Here is a 13446-nt window from a genome sequence, read left to right on the forward strand (position 1 = left end):
CTATTTTGTTATTTCTTTTTATATGATAGAATCAACTTATAGAATTATAAAAATTTATCATTTTATAAGAATAAATGTCGGTTAGCAGATAATAATATTATAAAATATAAAGAGAGAGGGTGAAGAATGAAGATTTTAATTGTGGATGATGCCAGTGACATCCGTCGGTTATTGGGGCATATTATTCGTAAGTCTGGATATGAAGATTTAGAGTTTGCTGTTAATGGACAAGAAGCTTTAAATATTATTGAGCAAAAGCAGAATTCAGGAGAAAAAATAGATTTAATCTTATTGGATATAATGTTACCAGATATAAATGGTATTGAGGTTTGTCGGCAGTTGAAGAGCAAAAAAATAGTTGAAGGAGTGCCGATAATTATGGTTACTGGGGAAGAGGATGAAACTGTTTTAGAGCAAGCTTTTTCAGCGGGAGCAATGGATTATATAGTAAAACCTTTTTCTCAGATTGAACTTAAAGCTCGTGTAAAATCGGCTTTAGAACTGAGGCAAGAGAGGCAAAAACGTAGTCAACGCGAAGCTGAATTAGAAGATGCAACTAAAAGTTTAAAAACTGCTAATAAGGAATTAGAGAGATTGGCTTCTTTAGATGGATTAACTAAATTAGCTAACCGTCGTCTTTTCGATCAAAAACTGCAGGAAGAGTGGGGACGGTCTGTACGAAAAGATGAAGTTTTGGGCTTAATAATGCTCGATATTGATTATTTTAAAGAATACAATGATACTTATGGACATCAAGCAGGTGATAAATGTCTACAAGACTTGGCATCTAAGTTGGAAAAATCTTTATTCCGCTCGGGTGATTTTGTTGCTCGTTATGGAGGAGAAGAGTTTGCTGCTATCCTGCCTGAGACGGATTATAAAGGGCTGACAGAAGTAGCTGAAAGAATCAGACGAGAAATTCAAGGTTTGAAAATAAAGCATGAGAATTCAGAGGTTTCTGATTATGTAACTGTTAGCCTTGGAGCTGCAGTAGCTTGTCCAGAAAGTAAATCAGGGATAGATAAATTAGTGCAAGCTGCTGATAAAGAGCTTTATCGAGCTAAAGAAAACGGGCGTAATCAAGTGAAAATCAAGAAAAAATTAGTTACAGGAGAAGAAGAAGGTTAAACGTAGTAGTGTTAATGCCCAAGGAGTGATTATTTGATGTATCAAGTAGTTGATGGGCAGTTTGAAGTAGTAGAAGATTAATTTAGAGGAGGGATTTGGTGAAAAGTATAAAAAGACTGATGATCACTAATTATATTTTAGTGATTTTAGTACCCTTAATAGTGATTTTAAGTCTATCTCTTTTTTTTATGCGTAGTAGTATTATAGAGCAGGCGAATGAAAATACTTATTTGACAGCTAAATCAACTGCTTTAGCTGTTGAAGAATATACAAATGATCATATAAATAAATTAAAGCAGATTAAATATTTTCACCAGCGGTTAGAAAAAACAGATTTTGATTATGAACTAAAGTTAAGCCAGGTGAAAGGGTATATGAAAACTGTGGACCAAACTTATGATTTATTTGATAATTTGTATGTGCTTGATTATCAATATCAGATTCGGGGAACTGTGCCGCAACGAGACGAGTTTATTGGGCTTGATTTTTCCTCTTATTTAAAGCAGGCCGACCTAAATCCAGGTCAAGTAGTTGTTTCAGATGGATATGTATCTTCTTCAAATCAGAAGCCAATGATAAATATGACTCTTGATCTTGGGAATATGTATATTTATGGTGACTTTAAACTGAAGCATTTAAGTCGTCGGATTGAACAATTACTTGAAACAGATTTATATAATTATGTTGGTCTTCTTGATAGTACTGGTACTTTCATTGCTCACAGCAATTCTGCTCGAGTAGCTAGGCAAGTAAATATTTCTAATAATAAAGCAGTTCGTAATGCTATGGCTGGTCAAGAAGGAACCTTTGAGGTTGAACCGGGAGTTTATTATAGTGTATCTCAGATTGACTTAACTGATTGGGTATTGATTATTAGTCAGGATGAGGCCAGAATTTTAAAATCAATTAAAAGAGATGTCTTAATTTTAGCTATGTTTTTGTTAATTTTATTTGGTGGAGTTACTTTTTTAGCTGTTCGTTTTGCCCAACAAATCATAGACCCCATTAATAGATTAAAAGAAAAGTCAGCTTCAATAATGAGAGGTAATTATGGAATCAAATTAGAAAATTGTACAATAAAGGAGTTAAATGAACTGACGAATGATTTTAAAATGATGGGCCAAGCCATAGATAATCGAGAAGTTAAATTAGAGCAGGCAAAAGAGGAAGCAGAAACAGCTAATCAGGCCAAATCTGAATTTTTAGCTACGATGAGTCATGAAATTAGAACACCAATGAATTCGATTATTGGAATGACAGAATTATTGGAAGAAACAAATTTAAATTCTGAGCAACAGCAGTATCTTGATATATTACAAAACTCTAGTGAAAATTTGCTTCTTTTAATTGATGATGTGCTTGATGTTTCAAAGATAGAAGCCGGTAGTATTGAATTAGAACAAGCCACCTTTAATTTAACTGCAACAGTTGAAGATGTAGTGGAGATGATGGCTGTTAAGGCTTATAAAAAAGGAATAGAACTACCTTGTCGAGTTAATCCAGAAGTTCCAGAGTATGTAGTCGGTGATCAAACTAGATTAAAGCAAATTTTGATTAACTTAATCGGGAATGCCATTAAATTTACTGAGTCTGGTCAAGTATTAGTGCAAGTTGAACCTGTTCTGGTAGAAGAGAATGAAATCCAGATATTATTTGAGGTTGAAGATACGGGTATTGGGATTGCACCAGAAAAGCAAGAGGCTGTTTTTGAAAGTTTTACCCAAGAGGATGCTTCTAGCACTCGTAAATATGGAGGTACAGGTCTAGGATTAACTATTTCTAAACAACTAGTTGAATTAATGGGCGGTGAAATTTGCTTAGAAAGTACACCTGAGAAAGGTAGTACATTCTTTTTTACTATTTCATTTTCTTTACCACAAGGAGAAATGTCTAAAGAGGTAGTGGAATCTTCATCAGCAGAGCAGGAAGTAGAGCAGGAATTGAAGATTCTTGTGGCTGAAGATGTTGAAGAAAATCGCTTGTTAATTAGTACTTATTTAAAAAATGATAAATATCAGCTTAAGCTGGTTCAAAATGGTGAGCAGGCAGTAGAGGAATTTAAAGCAAATGAATATGATTTAGTATTGATGGATATTCAGATGCCGAAGATGGATGGTTATGAAGCAACAGAGGAGATACGGGCTTGGGAAGAAAAACAGGGGCAAGAGCAGACCCAAATAGCTGCTTTGACAGCCCATTCTCTAGCTACTGATGTAGAAAAGACTCTTGCTTCTGGTTTTAATCATCATTTATCAAAGCCGATTAGGAAAGAGGAATTATTCCGCTTCCTGGAGAAATTATCAAATAGTAATGTATAAATAAATTAGGAGGGGTAAAATGGCAGATAAAGTCTATGTTGACTCAGATTTAAAAGCTTTAATCCCAAAATTTTTAGAAAATAGAAAAGAAGAAATTGTTAAAGCACGAACTTTACTAAAAGAAAATAATTTTTCTGAACTTGCAGAATTAGGGCATGCTATTAAAGGAACTGGCGGAGGATATGGTTTTAATTTTGTTACAGAATTAGGAGCTAAAATTGAAAAAGCAGCCAAAAATGAAGACCAAGATGAGATTAAAGATCTAGTAAAGCGTTTAGAAGAGCACCTAGAAAATGCAGAGATAATTTATGATTAAGAGTTAAGAAAAAATGTATTTTAGTATTGGAAAGAAAAAAATAACGCTTTATTAACAGCTAGGAAGGAAGGTTAAGATGGATAAGATTTTAATTGTTGAAGATTCAGCGGGAGTACAAAAGAAAATCAAATTTGATTTAGAGGAGTTAGATTATAAAATAGTTGATATAGTAGATTCAGGAGATCAAGTAGCTGAAGATTATCCTGATATGCCTTTAACTTCCATTTCGTTAAATGAATTATTTACTAAGGGTGAACTTGAAAATAATATTCAGATGATGTGGGAAAAAGATAATATCAAAGAAAAATTAAAAGAAAATAAACAGTTCTTAGAAGATGTCTTTAATAGTATTCAAGCGGGAATTAGTGTTTTAGATTCTGAACTGAATATTATTAAGACTAATCAGTGGATGAAACAGTTATATAGTGAATTTGATACTTTAGTAGGTCGGAAGTGTTATCGAGCTTATCAAGACCGAACTACTCCTTGTAATACCTGCCCTATTTTAACTACTTTAGAAACTGGTGGAGTTCAGACGGAAGAAATAACTGATAAGAGCGGAAATTGGTTTGAACTATCTGCTTATCCTTTAAAAGATGAAACAGGAAAGGTTAAAGGAGTTATTGAATATGTTAATAAGATTACTGAGCGCAAAGAAATTGAACAGCAGTTGAAAGAAACAACCCAGAAGTATAAATCTTTATTTGAACAAGCACCTTATGGTATTGCTTTGATTGACCTTGAAACTCAGACTGCTGTTGAGTTTAACGAGCGAATTCACCAAAATTTAGGTTATACTAGAGAAGAATTTGCTGATTTAAAGATTGTTGACTATGAGTATAAAGAGACTGCAGCTGAGACTAAAAATCATTTGGAAAAGATTTTTAGTGAAGGGGCGGATAGATTTAAAACTATCCATCAGACAAAGGATGAAATTTTAAAGGATGTCATTGTTACTGCTAAATTAATTAATTTAGGTGGACAAGATTTGATTTATGTAGCTTTTAGGGATGTCACTGAGATTATTGAAATGCAGGAAAAATTTCAGACTTATATAGAAGAAGCTCCTTATGGTATTTTAGTAGCTGATGAGCAGGGAAACTATAAAGAAGCTAATAATAAAATTGCTACTCAGTTAGGCTATAGTAAAACAGAATTGCTGGGGATGAATCTCCAGGACTTAGCTCCGGAAGGAGCAAAAGAAGCTTTTATGGATTTTCATAAACAGCTTATTAAAGAGGGTACTATTAGTAAAGAGGTTAAGCTAGTTAGAAAAAATGGAACTATAATTGATATAAAAATTACTGCTGTTAAGTTATCTAATAATAATCTAATAGGCTTTTTGGAAAATATTACAGAACAAAAGAAGACAAAAGAAAAATTACGTAAGAGTGAAAAAAGGTATCGGGGTTTAGTTGAATCTCAGCAGGATTTAATAATTCGGGTAAATAATAATAACGAAGTTACTTATGTTAATGATGCTTATTGTGATACATTTGGTTGGGCTAGAGAAGAATTAATTGAAAGATCTTTTACTAATATAATCGAAGAATTAATCCATGAAAATGACCAAAGAGAAACTCTGGAAAAGCTAAAGAAGTTGGAGACTCATCCATATCGTGAGCAGATTGAACATCGTGTTAAAACTGTTGATGGCTGGCGTTGGATTTCCTGGGAGGGATATGGGATTAGGGAAGAAGGAACAACTGTAGAGGTGCAGGCAGTAGGTCGAGATATTACTGATCTGAAAGAAGCCCAGCGGGAAGCAGAAACTGCTAATCGAGCTAAATCAGAATTTTTAGCTAATATGAGCCATGAAATTAGAACTCCCCTCAATGCTGTTATTGGTTTTAGTAAATTATTAGAAGGGATGACTGAGAAGCCAGAGCAGTTAGATTATTTGGAGTCAATTAAGACAGCAGGGAATTCGCTATTGAATTTAATCAATGATATTTTAGATTTATCTAAAATTGAAGCCGGGCAACTAGATATTAATTATGAAGAGTTTGAGTTAGGTAATTTATTAACCGAAATAAAGCAGCTATTTAGTCAGAAAGCTCAAAATAAAGGTTTGGAGTTTAAATTTGATATGCCTTCTAGTTCAATTTTAATTAATTTAGATGAAACTAGATTACGTCAAATTTTATTAAATTTAGTGGGGAATGCAATTAAATTTACTAAGCAAGGTCAGGTTAAGCTAGCAGTTACTTATAAAGAGCAAACGGAAGGAAAGTTGACTGTGCAGTTTATTGTTAAAGATACTGGAATTGGGATACCCCAAGCAGCCCAAAAAGATATTTTTAAAGCATTTAAGCAGCAGGATGGACAAAGCACTAGAGAATATGGTGGTACTGGGCTAGGATTATCTATTACTAAGCGGTTGACAGAAATGATGGATGGAGAGTTGACTTTAGAGAGTGAAGTGGGATTAGGCAGTACCTTTATAGTTGAATTTACTGATATTGCTTTTAGTAAAGATAAAGAATTTAAAGATGAAATTGAATTAAAAGATTTAGACCAGATTGATTTTAAACCGGCTAATGTGTTGGTGGTAGATGATGTAGAATCAAACCGAAAACTTTTGGAGCTTATATTAAGAAAATATCCCTTAGAAATATATTTAGCCACTAATGGTAAAGAAGCTGTTGATTTAGCAAGAAGAGAGGAATTTGATTTAATATTAATGGATTTAAAAATGCCTGAAATGGATGGCTATGAAGCAATAGAAAAGATAAAAAAAGATAGTAAAAATGAAGTTACTCCAGTACTTGCTTTAACTGCTGCAGTAACTGAAGAAGAGCAAAAGCAAGTTGATAATAGTGAATTTGATAAATTTATGTCTAAGCCAATTGATAAAGATAAGTTGATTTCCGGATTAGCTAATTATTTAGAATATAGTAAATCTCTTTTAGATAAATAAATTTTGAATTCAAAAATCATATAGAGAGTTAAAATATTAACTTTCATGATGAGGAAGAGAATAAATATTAGGTTAAGAGGTGTATATTAATGAGTGAGAAGCCTTTGATTTTAATTGCAGACGATACTACTGAAAATTTGCAAGTATTAGGTAGTATGCTTAAAAATAAAGGATATAATATAGCTGCAGTTACTAATGGAGAAGAAGCCTTAGATTTTGTTACTAAAAGAAAGCCGGCTTTGATTTTATTAGATGTAATGATGCCTAGATTAAATGGGTACCAAGCTTGTCGGAAACTAAAAAACAATGATGATTTTAAAGATATTCCTGTACTATTTATTAGTGCTCTGAATGAGCTAGAAGATAAATTAGCTGGTTTTGAAGCTGGAGGGGTAGATTTTATTACTAAACCTTTTCAAAAGCAGGAAGTTTTAGCTAGAGTTGAAACCCACTTGGCTTTACAAGAAAAGAAAGAAAAAGTGGCAGCCTATGCGCGGCAGCTTGAAGAAAGGAATAAGGAGTTAGAAAAGTTACAAAGAGAGTTGAATGAAGAATGGACTAAAGGTAAGAAATTACATCAAAAATTCTTGCCTAGTCAGTTACCCTCTACTGAGCAATTAGATACTTGTGTTTATTATCAAGCCTCGAAAAAACTTGGTGGAGATTTTTATAATTTTATTGAAATAGGAGATAAAATAATTGCTTATGTGGTTGATATTACTGGTCATGGATTAGATGGTGCACTATTAAATATTTTTATTAGGGAGACAATAAATAGTTTTTTAGAGCAACAAGAGTTAGATTTAAAAAAATTATTAAAATTTATTTATCATAAATATGCTAAGGAAAGTTTTTCTGATGATTATTTTATCTGTATTGCTTTAATTGTTTTAGATAAAAGTAATATGGATTTATATTATTTAAATTCTGGTTTTCAATTTAATCCTTTAGTAGTCAATGAACAAGGAGTTGAAGAAATAGATGCTAGGGGGTTGCCTATTTCGACTGCTATTGATTTAGATAAGTATAAATTTGATTATGTTAAAATAGAATTAAAGACTGGTGATAAATTTATAATTATGACTGATGGTCTAGTAGAAGAAAATAATAATTCTGAGAGGTATGGTTTTGGAAGAGTAAAGGAAATTAGTGAGCAAAATAAACTATTGTCTATTACTTCTTTATTAGAAGAGCTGAAGGAAGATTTTCATATTTTTAAAGGAACAGGTTCTGCCCAAGATGATATTACAATTTTAGGTTTAGAACACAAATTAGAAGTGTAAGAGAAGGAGGGTTGCCTGCAATGAAAAAAATATTAGTCGTAGAAGACTCGAAAGTAGCTCAGCAGAAGCTGAAAACTGACTTATTTCAACTAGGATTTAAGGAAGTTGAAATGGTTTCTGCTGGAGAAGAAGCATTAAAATTTGTTCAGTATAATCAAGTAGATTTGATTATTATGGATATTATTTTAGAAGGCGAGATGAGCGGAATAACTGCAGCTAAAAAAATAAATACCCAATTTGATATTCCAATTATATATTTAACTGAAGGAAATGAAGATTATTTAGATTTGCCAGGTGCTGCGGTTTTTTTGGCCAAACCATTTACTAAAATAGAATTAAAAAATAATATAAATATTGTTTTAGATAAACATAAAATCAAAAGTGATTTGAGAGAAAATAAGATTTTTTTAGAAAATATATTTAATAGTATTCAAGCGGGGCTTGTAGTTTTAGATACTAATCTTGATATTGTGCGTACAAATCCTTGGATTGATGATTTGTATGATAGCTATGATGAAATCAAAGGAAAAAAATGCTATCAAATTTTTCATCACCGCGATAGTCCCTGTAAGGAGTGTCCAGTCATTGCTACGTTGAAAACTGGAGAAAAACATAGAGGGGAGTTAAAAACTAAGGATGGGAAATGGCTTGAACTGTTTTCTTATCCTTTAGAAAATGAGCAGGGAGAAATAGAGGGAGTGATAGAATATATTAATGATATAACTGCTAGAAAAGAAACAGAAAAAGAATTAATTCAAGTTAATGAAATTATTGAAAGCAGTCCAGCAGTTATATTTAAGTGGAAGAATGACCTAGAGTGGGGAGTAGAATTTGTATCTAAAAATGTGGAGCAATTTGGTTATACACCACAACAATTTAAAGAGAAAGAATTAGTATTTAGTGATATTATTTATAAAGAGGATTTAGCAAGAGTAAAAGAGGAAGTTAACACTAATTCAGAACATGGGAAAGATAGATTTAAGCAGCATTATCGAATTGTCACTGCTGATGGTGAAGTTAGGTGGATTGATGATTGGACAATTGTTGTTAGAGATGATTTAGGAGAGATTAGCCATTATCATGGAATTATTATTGATGTTACAGAACGTGTGCAGGCTGAACAAAAGATTCGTGATAATGAAAGAAGATGGAAATTTGCTTTGGAAAGTAGTCAATATGGTATTTGGGATTGGGACCTTAAGCAAGAAAAGGTCTATTTTTCTCCAATTTGGAAGGAAATGTTGGGTTATGAAGAAGAAGAGATTACAAACAAGCTTTCTGAATGGAAAGCTAGAGTTCATCCTGATGACCTTGAAGAGGCGATGGGAAAAATAAAGAGACATTTAGCTGGGGAAACAGAGTATTATCAGGATGAGCATCGGATGAAAAATAAAAGTGGAAATTATATTTGGATTAAAGATCGAGGAAAAGTGGTAGAATGGACAGAGAAAGGAGAACCTTTAAGGTTTATTGGAACCCATGAAGATATTACAGCCAGAAAAAAGGTTGAAAAAGAATTACAAGAAAGTGAAGAAAGGTATCGCGGATTAGTTGAATCGCAGCAAGATTTAATTGTGCGGGTAGATAATAATAATAAGTTTACTTATGTTAATCAAGCTTATTGCGATACATTTGGCAAGACTAAGGAAGAATTAGTCGGTAGTTCATTTACTCCGTTAATTCATGAAGATGATAGAGCAGATACGTTAGAAGCTATGGAAGAATTAAAAACTTCTCCATATCGAGTTTATATAGAGCAGCGAGCTATGACAGTTGATGGCTGGCGTTGGATAGCTTGGGAGGATTATGCTATCCGAGATGAAAATGGAGAAATAAAAGAAATTCAAGGTGTAGGACGAGATATTACGGAACTTAAAGAAGCTCAACAAAAAGCCGAAGCTGCTAATAAAGCTAAATCAGAGTTTTTAGCTAATATGAGTCATGAGATTAGAACTCCCTTAAGTGCTGTAATTGGTTTTAGTGAGTTATTAGAAAAAATGACTGAAGATAGCAAGCAATTAAAATATTTAGAGTCCATAAAAACAGCAGGAAATACTTTATTAACTTTAATCAATGATATTTTAGATTTATCTAAAATAGAAGCAGGACAATTAGAGATTAATTATCAAAAGTTTGAGTTATATTCTTTATTAATTGAAATTAAGCAGATATTCAAACAAAAATGTCAAGAAAAAGGATTAGATTTTGAATTAGATATTGCCTTTGATGATGAAATCGCAATTAAGTTAGATGAAACAAGGTTGCGTCAAATTTTATTAAATTTAGTAGGAAACGCAGTTAAATTTACTAAACAGGGTTATGTTAGATTAGCTGTAGATTATGAACTTAAAGCAGATAAATTAAATTTAAAAATTATAGTTGAAGATAGCGGAATTGGAATTCCTAAAGCAGAACAAGAAGATATTTTTAAAGCCTTTAAGCAGCAAGATAGCCAAAGTACAAGAGAGTATGGAGGAACTGGTTTAGGTTTATCAATTACTAAACGTTTAACAGAAATGATGGACGGTAAGTTATATTTGGATAGTCAAGCAGGAATGGGGAGTACTTTTACAGTAAAATTTGCAGATGTTGAATATAGACGAGAAGATAATAAAACTGAAGAAGAAATAGGAGAAGAACATATTAACTTTTCTGCTCAAAATATTTTGGTTGTTGATGATATTGAATCTAATCGAGATTTAGTGCAAGCTATTCTAAGTGATTCTGCTTTAAATGTATCTACAGCTAAAAATGGACAAGCAGGCTTAAAATTGGCTCAAGAAAAAGAATTTGCTTTGATTTTAATGGATCTTAAGATGCCTAAAATGGATGGTTATGAAGTGACTAAAAAAATAAAAGAAGATAGCTTGAATTTATCTACCCCAATCATTGCTTTGACTGCTTCGGTGACAGAAAAAGAAAGACAGAAGGTGTCTGCTGAGCAATTTGCTGAATTTATATCTAAGCCAATTGATAAAGAACAATTAATATCTACATTAGCTAATTATTTAGAACATCAAAAAATAAATAAACAAAGAAAAACAGAAGAAAGGGAATTAACAGCAGAGTTTAGTGATGGAGTTAAAGATAATGATAGATTGAAAGAAATATTGAAGCAAAGTTTTAAGCCAAAGTATCAGAAAATAGGGAAGCCCTTTATAATTAATGAAGTAGAAGATTTTGCAGATAATTTGTATGAAGTAGCTCAAGAATACAATGCTGAGAATTTAAGTAATTATGCTGTTGAACTAAAAGATGATCTAGAAAGTTTTAATGTTACTGAGGCTAAAGAAAAATTTAAAAAATTCACAGATATAATTGCAGAGATAGGAGAATGATTGAAATGAGTGGACTTCGGAGGTGTAATAATGGTTGAGAAGAGTAAATCAAATTATATAAAATATAATAAAACAATAATTATAGGAGTAGTAATATTATTACTATTATTCAGTGCTGTTTTTTATTATTTTTATCAATTAGCTTATAATAATCAACTACAGTCTTTTATTGCTCAACAGCAGTTATATTTAAAAATTGTAACAGGTAATTTCAAACGAAGATTAGAAATGATTATTGAAAAACCATATAATATACATTTGAAAAATATTTCTAGTAAAGGAGAACTTAGTAATTCTTTGCAGCTTCATGGATTGCCTGAAATAAGATATATGGCATTAGTAGAAAAAAATGGAGCAGTGAGAAGGTTAAATAATAAATTTGGTGATGCAAATTTAGAAAAACTAAATTCGAAAATAAGTGATTTGGCCCAGAATAATTGGAATAGTATCAAAGGTAATTATCAGATACCTGCACTACAAATTTCTAAAGAAAAACAATTAATGTTAGTTTTTTATCCGCTAAAGATTTCTGGACAGAAAAAGATAATTGCTTTTGCTGTTGATTTAAGTATCTTAACTCAAAATTATATTGCTCCTATTAAGCTAAATAAAAGTGGTATTGGTTATTTAATAGATGGTCAAGGCAGGGTTGTCTATGATCATGCTGAAGAAATCATTGGTGATAGTGTATTTGAATTACATCAAGATTATGAAAAATTACTTGCAGTAGATAAAAAAATGATTAATACTCATTCTGGAACTGATAGCTATAATTTTATAGTAAGAGAGACTGGGGAAGAAAGTAAAAAATATATATCGTGGCAGACAATTAGATTAGGGTCTAATCAGTTAGTATTAGCTATATCTACGCCGGAGGATGATATAGTTGCTGGGATTAAAAGTCTGCGCAATAAGTTAATAATTTTAACTAGTATAATCTTTGTTGTTTTAATTTTAGCAGGCTATAGTTTTTATAAGTTTAATAAACAGCGATTAGTTAATATATTAGAAGATTTACAAGAAGATTATGAGCAACAAACGGAAAGACTACAAACTTTATCAGAAATGGTAGAACAGTCTGATGATAGTATCATGCAGACAGATACTGCTGGTAATATAGAATATGTCAATTCAGCGACGGAAGAATTATTTGGCTGGTCAAGAGAAGAATTAAATGGTAAAAGTCCTGAGATTTTTAATGCTGAAGAGAATAGCGATGAAATACAAACAGAAATTTTTTCAACTTTGGCCCAAGGGGAGATATATGAAAATGAAATATTAAATCAACGGAAAGATGGGTCAACTTTTTGGTGTCAATTAAAAACTGTTCCTTTAATTAATAGTTCAGGTGAGACTTATGCTTATATGGGCATTCAGCGAAATATTACTGAGCGTATGGAAAGAGAAGAAAGATTAAAAGAGGCTAAAGAAGAAGCTGAAGTAGCCAATCAAGCTAAATCAGAATTTTTAGCTAATATGAGTCATGAAATTAGAACTCCTTTGAATGCAGTAATTGGTTTTAGTGATTTATTAAACGAATTAGTTGAAAGTAATCAGCAACAAGAGTATGTAACTGCAATTAAAACTTCAGGAGAAACTTTATTAACTTTAATTAATGATATATTAGATTTATCTAAAATTGAATCTGGTAATTTAGAAATAGATTATGATTATTTTGATTTAGAGCAATTGATTAGAGAAATGGAACAAATATTTACTAATGAAATTAAGCAGAAAGATTTAAAATTAATTATAGATTTAAAGTCTGAATTGCCTTTAATTAAGTTAGATAAAACAAGAATGCGCCAAATTTTGTTGAATTTAGTTGGTAATGCAGTCAAGTTTACTGAGCAAGGTTATATTAAAATAGTTGTAGATATAAAGAAGCAAAGTAAAGAGAAAGTAACTCTTTATTTATCCATTGAAGATACAGGAGTTGGCATTGCAGAAGAAAAAGAAATTTTTAAATCTTTTCGGCAAGGTAATAATCAGCTTAATAAAGAATATCAAGGAACCGGATTAGGATTAACAATGACCTACCTGAAGGGAAGCCCGTTCAGGTTTCTTCATTCATTGAAACGAGCCTAATCTGAACCTACCGTAAATGGCAAGACAAATCAGGTCTTACAGTTTCTAGACCAGC

General features: G+C 31.7%; 7 protein-coding genes. All 7 read left to right on the forward strand.

Annotated elements, in window-relative coordinates; all coding sequences use genetic code 11:
• Window positions 1-126 precede the first annotated feature (126 nt).
• Window positions 127-1128 carry a GGDEF domain-containing response regulator gene (locus JOC47_RS03015; RefSeq protein ID WP_204700496.1) on the forward strand — a complete coding sequence of 334 codons (1002 nt, stop codon included), beginning with the start codon at window positions 127-129 and terminating at the stop codon, window positions 1126-1128.
• A 98-nt stretch (window positions 1129-1226) separates the two neighbouring features.
• Entirely contained in the window at window positions 1227-3446 is a 2220-nt protein-coding gene (locus JOC47_RS15865) for an ATP-binding protein (protein ID WP_204700497.1), read from the forward strand.
• Window positions 3447-3465: 19 nt separating this feature from the next.
• On the forward strand, window positions 3466-3762 hold the full coding sequence (locus tag JOC47_RS03025) for an Hpt domain-containing protein (protein ID WP_204700498.1): 297 nt from the start codon (window positions 3466-3468) through the stop codon (window positions 3760-3762).
• Window positions 3763-3838: 76 nt separating this feature from the next.
• Complete coding sequence (locus JOC47_RS03030; protein ID WP_204700499.1) at window positions 3839-6682, forward strand: PAS domain S-box protein; 2844 nt, start codon at window positions 3839-3841, stop codon at window positions 6680-6682.
• An 89-nt stretch (window positions 6683-6771) separates the two neighbouring features.
• Complete coding sequence (locus tag JOC47_RS03035) at window positions 6772-7965, forward strand: response regulator (RefSeq protein WP_204700500.1); 1194 nt, start codon at window positions 6772-6774, stop codon at window positions 7963-7965.
• A 20-nt stretch (window positions 7966-7985) separates the two neighbouring features.
• A complete protein-coding gene (locus JOC47_RS03040; RefSeq protein ID WP_204700501.1) occupies window positions 7986-11303 on the forward strand; it encodes a PAS domain S-box protein in 3318 nt (1105 codons plus the stop codon).
• 30 nt (window positions 11304-11333) lie between these two features.
• Window positions 11334-13391, forward strand: a complete 2058-nt coding sequence (locus tag JOC47_RS03045; RefSeq protein ID WP_204700502.1) for a PAS domain-containing sensor histidine kinase — start codon at window positions 11334-11336, stop codon at window positions 13389-13391.
• Window positions 13392-13446: the final 55 nt, after the last annotated feature.

Source organism: Halanaerobacter jeridensis (assembly GCF_016908315.1).
Taxonomy (GTDB): domain Bacteria; phylum Bacillota; class Halanaerobiia; order Halobacteroidales; family Halobacteroidaceae; genus Halanaerobacter; species Halanaerobacter jeridensis.